Origin of the sequence: Bacillus sp. V3-13 (assembly GCF_002860165.1) — a bacterium.
GTDB lineage: Bacteria > Bacillota > Bacilli > Bacillales > Cytobacillaceae > Bacillus_BJ.
The window spans coordinates 65,521-84,760 of sequence record NZ_PGUZ01000004.1 but is presented as its reverse complement, the minus strand read 5'-3'; the positions used below and the strand labels follow the sequence as shown (position 1 = coordinate 84,760).

The window sequence follows — 19,240 nt, the reverse complement described above, 5'->3', positions numbered from 1 at the left end:
CTGGATGAAGGACGTTTCCCCAGCTCACTTACCTCTTTTTGTCCTTCATCACCTGGATGAAGGGCTTCTCCCCAGCTCACTCAGTTCTCCTTCAACATTCCCAATTCCTTCTGACGAAGTTCAACTCTTCTGATTTTTCCGGAAGTCGTTTTCGGCAGCTCGTCTAAAAACTCGAATTTTCTTGGATATTTGTATGGTGCCGTTAAGCCTTTGACATGGTCCTGCAAGGTTTTGACAAGATCGGCAGAATCCCGGTCAACGCCATCGCGCAGCACAACGAAAGCTTTTACGACATGTCCGCGGATTTCATCAGGGCTCGCAACGACGGCGCATTCTTTTACATCCGGATGCTTGACGAGAGCGTCTTCCACTTCAAAAGGGCCGATCGTGTAACCCGAGCTGATAATAATATCATCACCGCGCCCTTCAAACCAAAAATAGCCGTCCTCATCTTTCTTTGCCTTGTCACCGGTGATATAATAATCGCCCCTGAACTGCATCGAGGTTCGCTCCGGGTCTTTATAATATTTTTTGAATAAAGCAGGTGTTTCGACATGGACGGCAATATCGCCGACCTCGCCAACCTCACATGGCTCGCCTTCATCGTTGACAATCTCGACACGGTTGCCGGGGGTAGGTTTACCCATTGAGCCAGCCCTGAGCTCCATCCCCTTCGTCACACCGACAAGGAGCGTATTTTCCGTTTGCCCATACCCGTCCCGGACATCGACGTTAAAATACTTTCTAAATGTATCGATTACTTCCCTGTTTAACGGTTCGCCTGCGGATACAGCACTGTGGAGATGTGAAAGCTTGTACTCGTGAAGGTTGTCAGCCTTTGCCATCAGCCTGTACTCCGTTGGGGTGCAACACAATACATTCACCTCATATTTGTCCAACAACGACAAATACTTTTTCGGTTCAAATTTCCCATGATAAACGAGGCCGGTTGCACCGGTTCCAAGCACGGACAGGAACGGGCTCCATATCCATTTTTGCCAGCCCGGCCCCGCCGTTGCCCAGACCGTATCGCCTTCTTGAATGGAAAGCCACTTCTCGGCCGCTGTCTTCAGATGGGCATATGCCCAGCCGTGCGTGTGGACGACTCCCTTCGGATTACCGGTAGTTCCGGAAGTATAGGATAAAAACGCCATATCATCCCGCGAGGTTTCCGCGATTGGCATTTCGTCCGATACAGCTGCCATCTGTTCATCAAGGTCGGTCCAGCCTTCAGCTTTACCGCCAATGACAAACTTTTCAAGGCCCGCCGTCTCTTTGATATCAGAAAATTGCCCGACATATGGATAATAGCTGACGATTGCTTTGACGTCGCCATGGCTAATCCGGTATTGCAGGTCTTTGCTGCGCAGCATTTCCGAGCTTGGAATCACGACCATCCCCGCTTTTAAAGCGGCAATATAAACCTGATAAGCTGCGACCAGGCGCGGAACCATGATCAGAATGACATCCCCCCGCCGCAGGCCGCTCCGAAGAAAGACGTTGCCAATTTTATTCGCGTTTTTTATCAGCAGTTCATATGTAATTTCACTGGTGTCTCCTGTTTCATTTTCCCATTTAAGCGCCAGTTTTCCCGGTTCGTCCGCAAATCGTTCCATTTCACGAACTAAATTATATTTTTCAGGTGCAATCAAGTCTTCCCGTTTCAAAGATACTCCCCCTCACATCAATTCTCTCAAAATCATTATACTAAATTTTTAAAATTTTTACGTTATAACTCCAAAAAAAGTAGAAGCGGGCCACCCGCTCCATGTAGCACTTCACTCAGGTTGAACCAGGGAATTCTGTGCCACCGCGTACAATTGGATATTCCAACCGGCCGGAAAACATCGCATTCCGGAAACTTTTAGAACAGCTCATCCATTTGCTCTGCTCCTTCGCCGAATCCAGGTTTGATGATGAGCAGCTCCGTATCATTTACGGCTTTTTGAATATACGGTTCAAAATCGATAAAGCTTTCATAGCGCTGAACTTTCTCGCGCCGCGGTTTTGTTTTCGGAGCCGCCGGTACAAAAATAGTACAGCAGTCTTCGTACGGCCGAATTGAGATCTCGTGTGTGCCAATGCTTTCGGCAATGGCCATAATTTCTGTTTTATCCATCGAAATTAACGGTCTTAAAATCGGTGTATTTGTCACCTCATTGATTGTATACATGCTTTCGAGAGTTTGGCTGGCAACCTGGCCGAGACTTTCCCCGGTTACAATCGCAAGGCCCCCGTGCTTCCGGCGCAATTCATCTGTGATTCTCAGCATCAGCCGCCTTGTCGTCGTCATTGTATAATTCTCGGGAATCTGTTTCTGGATCAGCTGCTGGATTTCAGTAAACGGAACGATATGGAGAGCGATGGCCCCACTGACCCCGGCAAGCTTTTCAGATAGGTCAAGCACCTTTTGCCTGGCCCGTTCACTCGTGAATGGAGGACTGTGAAAATGGACTGCTTCAATATCGACTCCCTTTTTCATCGCCAAATACCCGGCGACAGGGCTGTCAATTCCCCCTGAAAGCATCAGCATTGCTTTTCCGCTTGACGCGACAGGAAGTCCCCCGGCGCCGCGGATATTTTCGCAGGAAAGGTAAGCTGCCTCTTTTCTGACTTCAATTTGCAGATTAATATCCGGGTTTTTCACGTTTACCTTAAGACCGGGAATATTTTTCAATAAATATCCCCCGAATTCATGATTAATGTCATCGGTATTTAACTGAAATGTTTTGTCGCCTCGTTTGGCCGTAATTTTAAAAGTTTTTCCTGGCTCATAAATTCTTGAAAACAGCTTCAATGCAGCCGATTTCATTTCGTCAACATCCCTGCCGGTTTTAACCGCAAGGCTGAACGATTGGATTCCGAACACCTTTTTTAGCTTTTCCGCAATTTCTTCGCCATTTTCGCCGTTAAGCAACACATACATCCGGTCCCGGTCCGCCTGAACGGCCGCTTTTGGATAATCGCGCAAAACTCTTTGGATGCTTGCCTTAAGCAGGCTGATAAATTTGTTGCGGTTTCTTCCTTTTGTTGAGATTTCACCATAGCGAATCAGGATTCGATCATAATTCATGTTAATTCATAACCCTTCCCAGTTTGTCTATCGCGTTCTTGATGATGTCAATGACACGGAGCGCTTCCTCCAGCGTATTATCGTAGGAGAGGCTGATCCGCACCGCACTGCCCGCCTCATCATCCGGAATACCCATCGCCAAAAGTGTTGAACTCGCCGCTTTTTGCTTTGACGAGCAGGCGCTGGTTGTTGAAACGTAAATGCCTTCCTCTTCAAGGGCATGCACAAAAACCTCTGCTTTAAAGCCTTTGATTGAAAAATTCAAAATATGCGGAGCGGAAAACTTGTGTGGAGTATGAATTTTTACTCTTCCGATTGATTGCAGTTCTTCCCTTAATGTTTCCTTGATCGCTTCCATTTGCCGCAAAAGTTCTTCCCTTTTTTCAAAAGTCATCCGCAGCGCTTTTGCCATTGCCACGATCCCGGCGACATTTTCTGTGCCGCTTCTGATTTTCGATTCCTGGTTCCCCCCGGAAAAGAGCGGGGACAGGGTAAGACCCTCCTTTATAAACAGGGCACCCGTACCCTTCAGCCCGTGAAATTTATGGCCGGATATGGTGCAAAGATCAATACCGCATTCATATATATCCAAAGGAACCTTTCCAATCCCCTGGACGTGGTCGACATGAAAGATGATCTTTTCGTACTTTTTCAGCATATTGCCAATCTCGAAAATCGGCTGGATTGTCCCGACCTCATTATTGACATGAATAACCGAGACAAGTATTGTTTCATCGGTTATCGCCTTTTCGATATCGTTCATCTTTACTCTTCCGTCAGAATCCGGAGAAACATAAGTGACGCTGAAGCCATGATCCCGTTTCAATTGTTCGATTGCTTCCCTGACGGAGGAATGCTCAACTTCCGTCGTGATGATGTGCCGTCCCCGTCCTTTATATGCCAGGGCGGCACCTTTAATCGCCAGGTTATTGCCCTCCGTGCCTCCGGATGTAAAATATATTTCATTGGCCTTTACATTCATTAATTTGGCCGTCTGTGCTCTTGCATGTGAAAGCAGCTTTTCTGCCTGGGCACCGGCGCTGTGCAGTGAGGAAGGGTTGCCAAAGTAGTCCTGGGATACTTTAACATACGAATCCAATACTTCCTTGTAAGGCTTGGTTGTAGCACTGTTATCAAAGTAAATCATCGTGTCTTCCCCCTTGTTTTTAAAACATTTGTGCCAACTTTAAATGTTATCATAATCAATTGGCGTAAATCCAGCCGGAATCCAGACAAATCCAAAAAAACAGGCCTGTAGCGTCGGCCTGTTTTTCTATTCTTTTGCTAATATCATTTCGATTTTTCGCAGTGCACCCGGTTCGACTTCCTCTACAGAGGTTGCCGCCTGTTCCAGCGCCGCCTGGTAGTCAAAGCTTCTAAAAGCAATTTCTGCTTCATTAAGCCCTTTTGCGACTGAAGGGTAACGACTTCGATAACGGTTGCCGTATTGGATGACTTTTTCAGCAAGCATCGCATTTTCTACAAGTTCAATCGTTGTATCGGCCAGCTTTTCGACCGTTAGAACGGCTATTTCCAAATACCTCTGCACCGCCGGGATATCGAGAGGCTTTTCCTCGAGCTTCAGCACCACATTTTGAATGCTCTCATTGGCATCATCCAATAAATATTGGTACGTATGCGACAGGCCCGGAATATTGCTTTTCGATACCGTTCTGATTGTCTCGCCGATATTCTTCTTGAGCTCAACAACCTTTTCACGAGCCGATATTTCATCTTTCCGAAGTGTCTGGAGCTTCTCGGCATATTCTTTCTGCTCATCCAGTACGGCTTCCAGCAATTGCTGCACTTCTCTTAATTCATCGCCTAAAACCGATTGTGCAGTATCGTTTTCAGCCAGTCTGGTCTCAAGCACCAGATGCCTTTTCGAAAGCTCGGTCAAATGCTTCTCCATTTCAGACAAACTCTTAAGGTCATTTTCCGCTAAATGATAGCTCTGCTGGACCGAAAGAGTCTCGGCCTTGAGCTTTTCTTTTTCATCAAGCAGCATTTCCAGGAAGTTTTTAGCTCCCTGCCCGTGCTGGCTTATAAAGCGTTTTGCATGTACTTCCTTTTCAAGAAGATCAAATAAGCTTTCGACGCTTTCTTTTAAAGCCGGGATTCCGTTCTCCACTTCGGAAACCTTGGCCTGTTCAAGATAAGCAACGTATGCGGCCAGCTCTTTTTCGAGCCTCCCGGTTTCCTTGTCAATCTGGAGATGGTCCAAAACATACCCTTGTGCTGCCATCTCCCGGCAGCCATCTTTGACTTCCTGAATCTGCCCCGGAATCGTTGCCTGGCATTCCACCAATAAATGCGGCAGATTTTCAAGGCAGTAGTTGATTTTTTTAAGCTCGTCTTTTATGACAAGCACCACTTCCCGAGCTTCCAGATAATTGCCCTGGTTCGTCTTTTCATCGAAATCCTCGAATTTCGTCATAACGCTGTCCAATTTTTGCTCAAGCGTTGCTTCAGCTTTTCCATAATGATGCCTGTGCGCAAGCAAAGTTTTTTTATTTTCGCGGTATTGTTCCTTTAATCCGTCGATCTCTGCCCGGTTTTTTTCTTCACTGCCGACAAGCTCATTAAGTTCGGCAAGGATGCTTTTTATCTGTTCTTCTGTTTCAGTAAGCTCACGCTCTATCCTTGCCTGAACCTCTTTCGATTTCCCAAAGCGATATTTATCGATAAATTCTTCTGCGTCGAACAAAAGGTCTTCGACAGCCGGCAGCCGCGTCGTAACGATCTCGTCCCATTCATCCCGCCAGCGTTCAAACAGTTCCTCTGTTTGCCCGGTCATGTTTAACTGTTTAACTTTTGACATTTCATCCAATACAGGCCGGTTCATTATATCAATCTTCCAGCCTTCCAGCCGGTCAATGTCATGATAGAATTTTTTTCTCAATAAAAATCCGCTTAAAAATAAAATGATAATAATGGCTAATCCGCCAATGATGTATTCCATTGTAAACCCCCAGTTTTAACAACGAATTCGGAGCAATTCTACTGTTCTATGTAAAAAATGAAATAAAATGTTTTTTCTTTGTTTTTATGATACCATGTAAACGACAATTTTTGACTAATAATTTCACTTTTTCTTGAAATATCAACAAAAATTAACGCTATTAGCTTATCTGATTTAGTGAATTCAGATCATATTCCAGGTTTACAAAAAAAAGCTTAAGAATCCCTTTAATGGAAAGAAGGAGGACGGTAAATGCTGAAGGATGGCCATGTTCATACAAAATATTGCCCGCATGGAACCGCTGATTCATTTTCCGAGTACATCGAAAAAGCCATTGTACTCGGTTTTAAGGAAATAACTTTTACAGAGCATGCACCGCTTCCCGGGGAGTTTGAAGACCCAGCTCCGGGTAAAGACAGTGCCATGAAACCTGAATTGCTGGATGCTTATTTTGCCGATCTGGACGTTGTAAAGAAACAATATGCCGGTGTGATTAAAATCAATGCGGGCCTGGAAGTCGACTTTATTGAAGGATATGAAGAGGAAACACGGAGTTTTTTGGACAAAGTGGGGCCAAAACTGGATGATGCCATTTTATCTGTGCACTTTTTAAAATACCGAAACAGCTATGACTGTCTCGATTACAGCCCTGAAGTTTTCGGACAAATGATTGAAAAGTACGGGACAATCGAAGCGTTATACGAGCGCTATTTTGATACATTGCTTTTATCAATCAAAGCCAATCTTGGCCGCTATAAGCCGGCGCGGATCGGGCATATCACCCTTGTCAGGAAATTCCATAAAAAATTCCCTGCCGCGTATGATTACAACGAAAGAATTGCTGAAATTCTTCTTTCGATCAAACGTTACGGCTATGAACTTGATTATAACGGAGCTGGAACCGCGAAGCCGCTGTGCCGGGAGCCTTATCCGCCACATTGGATTGCTGAAAAAGCAGCTGATCTCGGAATCCCCCTTGTTTATGGTTCTGACGCACACCAGGCAAAAGAGCTGGGACAAGGGCGTGAACAGATGGCTTTTATTCCAGCTCCCTAATTAGCCAGTACCTGTTCGCGCTCACTCGTGCACAGCACCCTTTCAATCCAAAGGACGAGCTCCTGTTCATACATTTTCAAAAAGTAGTTTTCATGCGGAAAAATATGGAGCACTTCTGTTGCGTATTGAATATTCAGAAAAGGCATCATTAATAGTCCTTTAAACTGCATAATCGCATACGGAATGGATTGGATCGAAAATTCGCCGGCTCCGATTCCTTTTTCAAGCACCTGTTTGAAATAATAGCGTTCTTTCACATAGTAAGTGGACATGATTTCCCTGACAACTTGAGAGTCAATCGACATTTCCCTTAAAACAAATCTTGTTAAGTGGATGTGCTCACACTGGTATGCAAGCAAGTTTTTGCCGATTTGCTTTAAGCAATGGGCAGCCCCGAAATCAATGTGAGCAAACCCTTTTTCGATCTCTGCCATGTAGTTTTCAAAAAAGGTTGTAAAGCAATATTCGAGCAGGCCGTTCTTATTATGAAAATAATAAGCAATATTGGCGGGATTCACCTCTGCTTTTCGTGCGATATCCCTGATCGAAATCCCATTGTATCCTTTCGTATTGAAAAGCATAATCGCCGCCTCGACAATCGCGTCCTTACTGTTTTTTTTCAACGTTTCCCTCCTCCTTTCCGGTCAATTGGATTAAAATAGTATATAAGTAACATTCTTTGCATCTATTAACTTTCCTTTATATAATTGTCGACAAAGTACCCGCTTTTTCAGCGGGTTATGATCATATGAAACATATAAACTCAGGAAGTAAGGTGAACGTTGATGTTTAAGGTCGATTCCTATCAGGGTACGCGTGAAGAAAATTACGAAATGGTCATAAAACAGCTTAATGCTCTGTTGGAAGGAGAACCAAATCGGATTGCCAATTTGAGCAATGCGTCAGCCTTGTTGAATCAATTTCTGGACCGGGTCAACTGGGTAGGCTTTTATTTACTCGAAGACAATGAGCTTGTGCTCGGGCCGTTTCAAGGGCTGCCAGCCTGTGTACGCATTCCGGTCGGAAAAGGTGTGTGCGGTAAAGCAGCACAATTGCAGGAAACGGCAAGGGTGGCAGATGTCCATCTTTTTCCTGGCCATATTGCCTGTGATGCTGCATCACAATCCGAAATTGTAGTGCCATTGTTGAAGGATGGAAAGTTGCTCGGGGTTTTGGATATTGATTCCCCGGAAAAAAACCGCTTTGATGAATTGGATCAAACCAAGCTGGAGAAGTTTGCCGCATCACTTGTCCGGTATTTATAAATATTTAAAAACAGCCTGACTGGATTCGGTTTGGCTGTTTCTTTGTACACTCGTCAATTCATATAAGAAAAGCGCAAGCGCCTTGGTCAGCCCCGACAAGCGCTGGAGGGCCTGACAGTGAAGTCGCTTTTTGACTTCATTGGCAGGACCGAAGCGACTCGAGGGGCTAGGCGCTGGAGCTGGACATCGAAACGCCCAACTATATTTAGAAACGTTTATACTTTCCTATAGCTTAAAAAAAGCCGTCCGCTGAAATAAAAATTCGCGCGAACCGGCTGCTTTGTTTTTATTTGAAAATCACGTTATTTTGGAGTATCGTCCCTGATTCTTCATTCTGCACGACAACTTTATTTTTTCCCGTACCTTTTGCTAAATAGAGGGCACGGTCCGCTCTTTTAAATAAATTATTGCTCGTATCTGATTTTTCAGAATTCCAGTGGGATACCCCGCAAGAGATCGTGATTTGCGGTGACGTATTTGCGGCGACCTTTTCGACCAGCCTCTCGGCAATCACGACCCCCGCCTCAAGGGGAACATTAGGCAAATAAATTGCCAGCTCCTCCCCGCCCCATCTTGATCCAATATCCGTCGAGCGGATATGGGCATTAATGATGCTTGCCACCTGAATGATGACCTCATCACCGATCTGGTGGCCGTACGTGTCATTTATAGATTTAAAGTTATCGATATCAATCAAAATAAACGTGCCCTGCCCGTCCTTTTCTATCGACATATCCATTTTTTCATTCAAATAATTCCGGGAATAAAGCTTTGTTAAATGATCGGTGACCACCATTTTTTCGAGTTCTTCCCGCAGCATTGAATTGGTAAAGGCCAGTGTCGAGTGATGGATCAGCGATTGAAGCAGCTTAAAAGCCTCAAAAGAAAAATGATACGGTTGTTTATGCATGACAAGCGCGAAACCTTTCAGCGCTTCACTTTGTACCATCGGAACAGCCATAATCGATTTAAACCGCTCAGCAAGCTCACCATCGCGCAGATTTAAATCACCAATAAATAAAGAATCCTTTTCTTTCTTGATTTTATCTTTTATATATTTAATATAGGCTTTCGCCTCTTCAGTAAAATAAAATCGGCTGCTGCCCTGCATCACCTTTGTCTGTTCAAGATCTTCGTGCAGAAGAATGAAGCCTGCTTCGTCAGCATCGAACGATTTCATAATTTGCTTTGACATATAGCTTATCGTCTCGGTAAGCCTGAGGTTTGAATTAAGCTGATGGGATGTCTCATTAATGAGCTGAAGATCAGAGATTAACCGCCTTGACTGCTGATAGAGCTGGGCATTTTCCAAAGCTGCGCCTGCCGTGTTGGAAAGGAGCATGATAAACTCAACCTCTTTTTGCGGAAAAACAACTGTATTCGGAGCAATGACCTGCAACACACCGTATACTCCCTGTCTTCCTTTTAACGGAGCATAGAGCACAGACTTTCTGTCTTGAACGGAATCCTCAAGCTGGACCTGCCCGGTTACATAAGCCTGCATGACGGCAATATTTTCGCTGTCGTATTCCAGGTCTCTGACCGGCAAACCGCCATGGCTGTTATTATCCTGTGAAAGCAATAAGTAATAGGTAAAAGATGGATAAACTTCTTTTAATGTGCCAATGATCTCTCCAAGAACTGCGTCCATGTCCATCGAGGAATGAAGCTTTTCCGTGATTCGAAAAAGCTGCCTGTAACGCTTCTCATCAACCACAATTTTGGAAAGTCCGCGGACTTTTTTCATAAATGTGACACATTCTTTGCATATATTGGTCAGCAATTGATCGGAAAAAGCGGATTGGCTGCCCGGATTTTTTTCTTTAATAAGCAAAAATCCAAGAATTCGTTCTTCTTCCTTGATGACCAGCGACAAATCGCATTCGCCAAAGACTGCAAGAGGGGCACCGGAGCGGTAAACAATTTCCCCTTTTAATAATTGTTCATATTCTTCATACGTTACAATAGGAGAAAAAGCAGCTGTGTTGGCACTCTTTTCTGTGGAAGCTTCGATGACGAGCTGTTGATTCCATTCACTAGACGCAAGCAAAGTTACTTCACTGGCATCGAGCAAACTTTTGATTGAACCAATCATGGCATCCAGTAAAAACTCATCACGCAATAAACCGCTTTCGACATCAAACAAATCAAAAAAACGGCTTTTTAAATTTACTATAATATTGTCTTCAAGCAATTCCATTCCATCATCACCTATTATCTTACAGGGTTGTCACAGGAAAGTCCGTCTAAGCCAACAATTGATTTTTTAAATATAATGATATATACGTGCCGTTCCGAATTCATATTGAATATTCCTCATTATACCATATCTTTGTACTCATGACTCTTTACCTGCAAAATATTTATTCGGTTGATTTATAGTAATGGTCTTGACTTTTATCCAACTAAAATTATATAATAGCCTTTGTGTAAAATAATATCGCAGCCTATGTGAACACCTTTGTGGGCGCATTTTGTTCCTCTTGTGGAGGTTTTCTCCTCCAGGATGGTGTATTGGGTAACTCCGAGCTGCTGGGGCGAAGGTACATGAAGACAAAATGGCCACGATTGTGCGTCACAACTGTTTTTATTTTACTAATAAAAACACAAAGGAGGAGTCATTCATGGCTCGTTATACTGGTCCAAGCTGGAAACTATCCCGCCGTCTTGGAATTTCTCTAAGCGGTACAGGTAAAGAATTAGAAAAGCGTCCTTACGCTCCTGGTCAACATGGCCCTAACCAGCGCAAAAAACTTTCTGAATACGGTTTGCAATTACAGGAAAAGCAAAAGCTTCGTCATATGTACGGAGTAACTGAGCGCCAATTCCGCAACCTGTTCGATCGTGCCGGCAAAATGGCTGGTAAACACGGTGAAAACTTCATGATTCTTCTTGAATCTCGTTTGGACAATGTTGTTTACCGTTTAGGCTTAGCGCGCACACGCCGCCAAGCTCGCCAGCTTGTAAATCATGGACACATTTTGGTTGATGGTTCACGTGTTGATATCCCATCATACCGCGTGCAGCCTGGCCAAACAATCAGCTTGCGCGAAAAGTCCCGCAATCTTGACATCGTCAAAGAAGCAATTGAAGTAAACAACTTCGTACCTGACTTCTTAACTTTCGATGCTGATAAATTGGAAGGTACTTTCACCCGCATGCCAGAGCGCTCTGAATTGCCTGCCGAAATCAACGAAGCTCTGATCGTTGAATTCTATTCTCGTTAATAGCGCAAAACAAGCCGTCGACTATTCCGCGGCTTGTTTTTTTATTTGGATAAGAAGGGCTTCATGGTTTCTGCAATGCTGTTCATTTAATTGATTCTGCTTTCCCCATCCTATGTAGAAAAGCCTTCCGGCAACCGGAAGGCTTTTCGCATAATTAATATTTAATTAAGAAGTATTTCTTTTTCCCCCTGCGAATGATTGTAAATTGCCCTTCGATTCGGTCCGCTTCGGTTAAAATATAACCGGTATCTGTGATGCGCTCGCCATTAACAGACACAGCCCCGCTTCCGACATCCTCACGCGCCTGCCGTTTTGACGGAGAAATTTTTGCCGCAACCAGCAAATCAACAATCGCGATTTCTTCTCCATCGCTATGCACATGCGATGGAACATCTTTAAAGCCCTGCTTGATTTCGGCTGCTGAAAGATTTTTGACATCACCGCTGAACAACGCTTCAGAAATTTTGATTGCTTGCTGCAATGCTTCCGGCCCGTGAATTAATGAAGTCATTTCTTCCGCGAGAGCTTTTTGTGCTTTACGCAAATGCGGCTCTGCCTCGACCGCTTTCTCAAGCTCTTCGATTTCTTCTCTTGAAAGAAACGTAAAGTATTTTAAATACTTGATCACATCAGCATCAGCCGTGTTAATCCAGAACTGGTAAAACTCGTATGGAGAAGTTTTTTCAGGGTCAAGCCAGATTGCCCCGCTCTCCGTTTTCCCAAACTTTGTACCATCCGCCTTCGTGACGAGTGGGATCGTCAAGCCGTATGCTTTCAAACCTTCAGGCTGCATTTTGCGGATTAATTCCAGACCGGTTGTAATGTTTCCCCACTGATCGCTTCCACCGATCTGCATTCTGCAATCGTGATTTTTGTATAAATGAAGGAAATCGATCGCCTGTAAAATCGTGTACGTAAACTCGGTAAAAGATATTCCCGTATCGAGGCGGGAGGCAATTGTATCCTTGGCCAGCATGTAATTGACCCCTACATGCTTGCCGTAATCGCGCAGGAACGTGACAATATCCATCGAGCCGGCCCAGTCATAGTTATTGACCATAATCGCGCCGTTCTCACCTTCAAAATCAAAAATTCTTTCAAGCTGTCCCTGCAGGCCTTTTACATTGTGTTGAACCGTCTCCAGGGTTTGCAGTTTTCTCTCTTCAGACTTTCCGCTCGGGTCGCCGATTAAGCCAGTCGCTCCACCGACAAGAACGATCGGGCGATGGCCTGCATGTTGGAAGCGGCGCAATGTCAGGAAAGGCAGCAAATGGCCGATATGCATGCTGTCGGCTGTCGGATCAACTCCGCAGTAGAGTGAAATCTTTTCCTTGTTTAACGTTTCTTGGATTCCTTCTTCATCTGTCTGCTGGTAAATTATTCCTCTCCATTCCAAATCTTTCAATAAACTCATATCTATTCCTCCTTCTTGGCTTAAACAAAAAACGCCCCTGCAATAATGCAGGGACGCATGGATTAGCGCGGTACCACCCAGATTGAGGGCACAGATAAGCCCTCCACTTAAAAAAGATAACGGTTTTACCGTTTACTGCTACTCGGGTTTCACAGTAAATGCTCAGGGAGGTAATTCATCCTTCTATTTGTACCGGCTTGCAGCAGCCGCCGGCTTTCTGTAAACAGGGATAGAAGCACTACTGGTTCCCGTCATTGCTTTCGAAAATGTGATTTAAACTATTGCTGTTTTACCATATTTCCCTGGTTCCTGTCAAATCATCACCGTATATTTCAGAAAAATGCCATGGCTTGTCATCGCAGGGTGTTAATGTATGCTATAATGTATGTGATTTTAGGGGGATTGATAAAGTGAACGAAAAGCCAAATTGGAAAGACCAAATAAAATCATGGTTCAGCCTTGTTACTGATAAGAAAACGGTCAAAGGAGCAAGAATTACATATCAAGTTTTTTGGAATTTATTGCTTATTTTTTTCATCATCTTAGTGCTCGGCGGTGCTTTCGCAGGCGGGGTTGGGGCAGGCTATTTTGCGTCACTCGTCAAAGAAGAGCCGATCCGCTCCTATGAAAGTATGAAAAAAGATATATATAACTACGAAGAAACGTCGGAAATGTATTTTGCCAATGATGTGTATTTAGGCAAGCTCCGCACCGACCTTGAACGCGAGGAAGTCAAGCTTGACGAAGTATCTCCATATTTAATTGATGCCGTTGTTGCAACAGAGGATGAATATTTTTACGAGCATAACGGCGTCGTTCCGAAAGCGATTGCACGCGCTTTGTTTCAGGAAGTCACCAATTCGGCCAACCAATCAGGCGGAAGCACGCTCACACAGCAGCTGATTAAAAACCAGATACTCACTAATGAAATTTCGTTTGAACGGAAAGCAAAGGAAATCCTCCTTGCGCTCCGCCTTGAAAAATTCTTTGATAAAAAAGAAATTCTCGAAGCGTACTTAAATGTTTCAACATTCGGCCGCAATTCTTCGGGAAGAAATATTGCCGGTGTACAATCAGCCGCAAAGGGGATCTTCGGCGTTGCAGCAAAGGACCTTAATTTAGCCCAAGCCGCCTTTATCGCAGGGCTTCCGCAAAGTCCGTTCGGCTATACGCCGTTTACAAACAAGGGTGAAGTAAAAGCGGATCTTGAGCCCGGCCTGACGAGAATGAAGACCGTCCTAAAAAGAATGCATGAGAGCGGGTCAATTGACAGCAAACAATATGAAGAGGCAATCGCCTATGATATTACAAAGGACTTTATACCACCAAGCGAGAACCCGACTGAACAGTATCCGTGGTTAACGGTTGAAATCGAAAAGCGGGCGGTTGAAGTTCTTGCGAAAGTACTTGCAAAAAAAGATGGATATGATGAGGAAGCTCTGAAGAAAGATGATGATTTACAAGAGAAATACACAACTCTTGCGGACCGCAATCTCCGGCAAAATGGTTATCAAATCCATAGTACCATTAATAAGGAAATGTATGATGTCTTTACTTCCGTAACGGCGAATTATCAAAATTTCGGCCCTGATAAGCAGCAGGTTATTACAGATCCGGAAACCAGAGAACAAAAAACGGTGATGGAGCCGGTTGAAGTCGGCGCTGTTTTGATCGAAAATAAAACGGGTAAAATTCTCAGCTTCGTTGGCGGCCGAAATCATAAGCGCGAACAGCTTAACCATGCAACAAGCGGGCTTCGCGGAAATGGTTCCACCATGAAGCCGCTGCTTGTTTACGCACCGGCGATGGAGCTTGGCAAAGCGGCGCCGGGAACGATTTTGCCGGACATACCTTTGAAGCTTAACCCGCAGCTCAATCGACCGTGGCCAAATAACTATACAAGGACTTATAGCGGGCTAGTATCGGCTAGATATGCTCTGGAAAAGTCATTAAACGTGCCGGCTGTAAAACTTTACAAAGATATTGTTGACCAGCGGCCTGCGACCTATCTGGAAAAAATGGGCTTCACCTCTTTACATGAAGAAGACTACACAAATCTGGCAACTTCGATCGGTTCCTTGAAACTTGGAGTCACAGTTGAAGAAAACACAAACGCTTTTGCGACATTTGCCAATAATGGCCAGTTTATTGACGCCTACATGATTGAGAAAATCGTAGATAAAGAAGGCAATGTCATCTATCAGCATGAAGTAAAACCGGTTGAAGTCTTCAGCCCGCAAACCGCTTATTTAACGATCGATATGATGCGCGATGTGATTAGAACCGGAACAGCAGCCGCCATTAAAGGAAGGTTAAAATTCAACTCCGACCTCGCCGGTAAAACCGGAACAGGAAATGATTTTCACGACTCCTGGTTTGTCGCTTCCAATCCGAATATTTCCTTCGGCATCTGGACGGGCTATGATACGCCTAAATCGTTACAAACAGGGGGGTTGAATTACAGTCTGCGCACCAATTATTTGTGGGCGGAATTACTGAATGCTGCCTATAATATTAATCCGGCGCTGATCGCTCCTGCCGAGCAGTTCAAAATGCCGGGCGGGATTGTCAGAAGGTCGTATTGTATAACCTCGGGACTGCTTCCGTCTGAAGCGTGTTCGAGAGCGGGCCTTGTCGAAACCGATTTATTTAATGCGAAATTTGTTCCGACTGGTGTGGATGACAGCTTGATTAGCGGGAAATTTGTGCGAATTGGGGACGCCAAGTACCTTGCTCTCGATTCCACTCCGGCTGAATTCGCTGAAGATGGCGTGATTTTAAATCCGGATTATCTTCAAAAGATATTCGGAATTACCGCCAATGTTGACCAGCTCATACCGAAAAAAGACCGCTGGGCCAATATTTTGATTCCCAATGCGAAAATTGAAGATAACGGAAAAGCGCCGTCTGCTCCGGCCGTCGCAGGTTCCGGCTCCACGCTTACATGGGGCAACCACCCTGAGCCGGATGTTGTTGGTTACCGTGTCTATACTACAGGCGGCCAAAAGATCGGCAGCATTAAAGCGGGTGGCGGGCTTGCGCAAAATGTTGGAAATGGAGAATACTATGTAACCGCCGTTGATATAGCCGGACAAGAATCACCGCCTTCCAACATGGTGTTAATCGGAGCGCCGGCAGTAACAACGCCGGTTGAACCAAAAGAAACCGAGCAAATTCCGGCACCAGCGCCTGCTCCGGCGCCTGCACCAGCTCCCGCCCCGGCGCCAGGACCGGTCGAGCCTGTTCCTGGACCGGGAGATGGGTCCGACACTTAATAACGCTAAAGCGCCGCCTCAAAAAATGAGGCGGCGCTTTTTTTATGTGATTACAATTTTAACAAGTAGCAGACTTGATTGGTTAGGATTGTCCATTGTTTTGCTTGATGAAAGACATTTCGCTGGCCCGCTTACTCCGTTTTGTCCTTCATCACCTGCATGAAAGACATTTTACTCGCTCAGTCACTTCTTTTTGTCCTTCATCAGCCGGATGAAAGACATTTTACTGGCTCAGTCACTTGAATTTGTCCTTCATCTCCCCGAGGATATATCCCCGCTCCTTACTTATCTGCGACTCTATTCACTTACTATCATTTCAATCGAGATTTTCTTAAAATATTAATCTTCCATTGTCGACAGATCGCCAGTCGGCAAGTCCAGTTCCCATGCCTTTAAGACGCGGCGCATAATTTTTCCGCTTCGTGTTTTTGGCAGCTTGTCGCGGAAATCAATTTCCCGTGGCGCTGCATGAGCGGCAAAGCCTCTTTTTACAAATTGGCGGATTTCTTCCTTCAGTTCTTCAGAAGCTTCGTAACCGTCCCGAAGCGCAACGAACGCTTTAATAATCTCCCCGCGCACCGGATCAGGTTTGCCGATGACTCCTGCTTCGGCAATAGCCGGATGTTCAAGAAGCTTGCTTTCGACTTCAAACGGGCCAACCCGTTCTCCCGAAGTCATAATCACATCATCCACCCTGCCCTGGAACCAGAAATAACCATCCTCATCCATATAAGCGGAATCTCCAGAAACATACCAGCCGCCAGGCATAAAATATGACTCATATTTTTGATCGTTTTTCCAAATCGTGTGCATCATCGATGGCCAGCCTTTTTTAATCGCCAGATTCCCCATTCGGTTTGGTGGAAGCTCGTTGCCCTGGTCGTCAACAATCGCCGCTTGAACACCCGGGATCGGTTTTCCCATCGACCCTGGTTTGATTTCCATGCACGGATAATTACAAATAAGCTGAGCACCCGTTTCCGTCATCCACCATGTATCATGGATGCGCAGATTAAAGACCTTCATTCCCCATCTGACGACTTCCGGATTGAGTGGTTCCCCAACGCTAAGGATATGGCGGAGGCTGCTTAAATCAAACTTTTTCACAACTTCATCGCCCGCACCCATCAGCATCCGGAAAGAAGTTGGAGCACTGTACCAGACCGTAACTCCCAAATCCTCAATTAATTTATACCAGGTCTCGGGATTGAAGCGGCCGCCAATCACGACATTCGATGTTCCAGTCAGCCACGGTCCGAACATTCCATACGATGTGCCGGTAACCCAGCCGGGATCTGCTGTGCACCAGTAGATATCGTCTTCTTTCAAATCAAGAACCCATTTTGCCGTCTGGTAATGCTGGATCATCGCATTATGGACATGCAGCACTCCCTTTGGTTTGCCAGTCGATCCGGAAGTATAATGCAAGATAAGCCCGTCATTGCGGTCAACCCACTCAATATCGAGCTTGCGGCTCGCTTCTTGCAATTTGCGGTTAAAATCAAGATAAGGCCCCTGTTCTTCAACATGATCTCCCACCAAGAAAATATGCTTTAAAGCAGGAAGCTCAGCTACCGGTACACGTTCGAGCAGCTCCGGTGTTGTAACGAGCACCTTCGCTTCGCTGTCCTCCAAACGGTCACGTACCGCCCCTTCCATAAATGCTTCAAATAATGGGCCGACGATCGCTCCGAGCTTAATCGCTCCTAAAGCGGCAAAATAGAACTCAGGCGAACGCGGCATAAAAATAAACACGCGGTCTCCTTTTTCTACATCCGCAAACGCCTTAAATACGTTTCCAGCTTTATTGGACAGCTCCTTCATTTCTTTAAATGTGTATTTTTCATTGCGAAGGCCGCTTCGGTAGTACAACGCAATTTTATTCTTCCTGGCGGATTCGGCGTGGCGGTCAATCGCTTCATAAGCCATATTCATGAGTCCCGTTTCGGACCAGGAAAAATGCTTTTCAGTCTCCTTCCAATCAAACTGCTTGTACATTTGCTCATAATCTTCCAGATTATACTGCCCCTTTATTGCTGGTAGCGCTTCCACTTTCATGAACCATATCCCCCTTTAATTCGGTTAGTCAACATTATTATAGTATAAAAAACATTTTTTCTCAATTTTTAAAATATTCTCCCCGCCAATAATCTTTTAATTGCTTATGTGACAGCTTGTTAAAATATATTGAAATTTACCAGAAAATTTTGTGAAAGCGCTTTTAAATAATAGTTTTTATGTATAATAGTATTAATCTGTTAATTGTTATTCCGGGTGGTGTATAAATGGAGCATAAAAAAACGTACAATGCGAAAGAGTTGAAAACAAAGCACGGCGACTTGATTATTGAAGGGCCAATTTCTCCTGAAAAGCTTGCCGGTTATGAATTTCATAAAGATTTAGTTGCCTTTCGCCCTCCTGAACAGCAGCACAAGGCATTAATTGAAATCGCCGGTCTCCCTGAAGGAAGAATTATAATCGCCAGATACAGGCATATGATTGTCGGCTATGTGACATATTTATATCCTGATCCGCTCGAGCGATGGTCCGAGGGCAATATGGAAAACTTAATTGAACTTGGTGCAATTGAAGTGATTCCGGAATTCCGCGGTGCCTCAGTCGGAAAAAATCTTCTGATTGTATCGATGATGGACGATGCCATGGAAGACTACATCATTATTACGACCGAGTATTACTGGCATTGGGATTTAAAAGGAACCGGCTTGAACGTTTGGGAGTATCGCAAAGTAATGGAAAAAATGATGAATGCCGGCGGGCTGGAATGGTATGCAACCGATGACCCTGAAATCAGCTCACATCCTGCGAATTGCTTAATGGCCCGAATCGGAAAAAGAATTGATCAGGAATCGATTCAGCGCTTCGACCAGCTAAGGTTCATGAATAGATTTATGTATTAAACGAAACCTGGAGCAAGCTGATGCCATTTATTGATTTACGAATAAATGGC

The 19,240-nt window shown here is 44.8% G+C and carries 13 protein-coding genes and 1 other annotated feature; of the genes, 5 read left to right on the top strand and 8 right to left on the bottom strand.

Going from position 1 to position 19,240, the window contains the following annotated elements:
* Positions 1–80: 80 nt before the first annotated feature.
* From mbcS to ezrA, 4 genes are all read right to left on the bottom strand, one after another.
* Entirely contained in the window at positions 81–1,667 is a 1,587-nt protein-coding gene (gene mbcS / locus CU633_RS02025; RefSeq protein ID WP_101658060.1) for an acyl-CoA synthetase MbcS, read from the bottom strand.
* 197 nt (positions 1,668–1,864) lie between these two features.
* Positions 1,865–3,073, bottom strand: a complete 1,209-nt coding sequence (thiI, locus tag CU633_RS02020; protein WP_101658059.1) for a tRNA uracil 4-sulfurtransferase ThiI — start codon at positions 3,071–3,073, stop codon at positions 1,865–1,867.
* 1 nt (position 3,074) lies between these two features.
* Complete coding sequence (locus CU633_RS02015) at positions 3,075–4,220, bottom strand: cysteine desulfurase family protein (RefSeq protein ID WP_101658058.1); 1,146 nt, start codon at positions 4,218–4,220, stop codon at positions 3,075–3,077.
* A gap of 126 nt (positions 4,221–4,346) precedes the next feature.
* Positions 4,347–6,035, bottom strand: coding sequence for a septation ring formation regulator EzrA (gene ezrA, locus CU633_RS02010; protein ID WP_101658057.1), 1,689 nt, complete (start codon positions 6,033–6,035; stop codon positions 4,347–4,349).
* Positions 6,036–6,287: 252 nt separating this feature from the next.
* Between ezrA and hisJ the strand changes: the two genes are divergently transcribed.
* The gene (gene hisJ, locus CU633_RS02005) at positions 6,288–7,091 is read left to right on the top strand and encodes a histidinol-phosphatase HisJ (RefSeq protein ID WP_101658056.1); all 804 of its coding nucleotides are present in this window, start codon (positions 6,288–6,290) and stop codon (positions 7,089–7,091) included.
* On the opposite strand, the gene refZ is transcribed toward hisJ, so the two are convergent.
* Entirely contained in the window at positions 7,088–7,714 is a 627-nt protein-coding gene (gene refZ / locus CU633_RS02000; protein WP_101658055.1) for a forespore capture DNA-binding protein RefZ, read from the bottom strand. The two genes, hisJ and refZ, sit on opposite strands and share 4 nt — an antisense overlap.
* Before the next feature lie 162 nt (positions 7,715–7,876).
* Here refZ and CU633_RS01995 point away from each other — a divergent pair, with 162 nt between their 5' ends.
* Positions 7,877–8,356 carry a GAF domain-containing protein gene (locus tag CU633_RS01995; protein WP_101658054.1) on the top strand — a complete coding sequence of 160 codons (480 nt, stop codon included), beginning with the start codon at positions 7,877–7,879 and terminating at the stop codon, positions 8,354–8,356.
* A 286-nt stretch (positions 8,357–8,642) separates the two neighbouring features.
* On the opposite strand, the gene CU633_RS01990 is transcribed toward CU633_RS01995, so the two are convergent.
* A complete protein-coding gene (locus CU633_RS01990; RefSeq protein ID WP_101658053.1) occupies positions 8,643–10,556 on the bottom strand; it encodes a sensor domain-containing diguanylate cyclase in 1,914 nt (637 codons plus the stop codon).
* A gap of 424 nt (positions 10,557–10,980) precedes the next feature.
* Here CU633_RS01990 and rpsD point away from each other — a divergent pair, with 424 nt between their 5' ends.
* Entirely contained in the window at positions 10,981–11,583 is a 603-nt protein-coding gene (rpsD, locus tag CU633_RS01985; protein ID WP_101658052.1) for a 30S ribosomal protein S4, read from the top strand.
* Positions 11,584–11,737: 154 nt separating this feature from the next.
* Here the strand turns inward: rpsD and tyrS are convergent, their stop codons facing one another.
* Complete coding sequence (tyrS, locus tag CU633_RS01980) at positions 11,738–12,997, bottom strand: tyrosine--tRNA ligase (RefSeq protein ID WP_101658051.1); 1,260 nt, start codon at positions 12,995–12,997, stop codon at positions 11,738–11,740.
* Positions 12,998–13,043: 46 nt separating this feature from the next.
* Positions 13,044–13,261 (bottom strand) — a binding site (T-box leader).
* 146 nt (positions 13,262–13,407) lie between these two features.
* On the opposite strand from tyrS, the gene CU633_RS01975 reads away from it, so the two are divergent.
* Positions 13,408–16,272 carry a transglycosylase domain-containing protein gene (locus CU633_RS01975; RefSeq protein WP_101658050.1) on the top strand — a complete coding sequence of 955 codons (2,865 nt, stop codon included), beginning with the start codon at positions 13,408–13,410 and terminating at the stop codon, positions 16,270–16,272.
* 339 nt (positions 16,273–16,611) lie between these two features.
* Here the strand turns inward: CU633_RS01975 and acsA are convergent, their stop codons facing one another.
* Complete coding sequence (acsA, locus tag CU633_RS01970; protein WP_101658049.1) at positions 16,612–18,330, bottom strand: acetate--CoA ligase; 1,719 nt, start codon at positions 18,328–18,330, stop codon at positions 16,612–16,614.
* A gap of 227 nt (positions 18,331–18,557) precedes the next feature.
* On the opposite strand from acsA, the gene CU633_RS01965 reads away from it, so the two are divergent.
* Positions 18,558–19,190, top strand: a complete 633-nt coding sequence (locus CU633_RS01965) for a GNAT family N-acetyltransferase (RefSeq protein ID WP_101658048.1) — start codon at positions 18,558–18,560, stop codon at positions 19,188–19,190.
* Positions 19,191–19,240 lie beyond the last annotated feature (50 nt).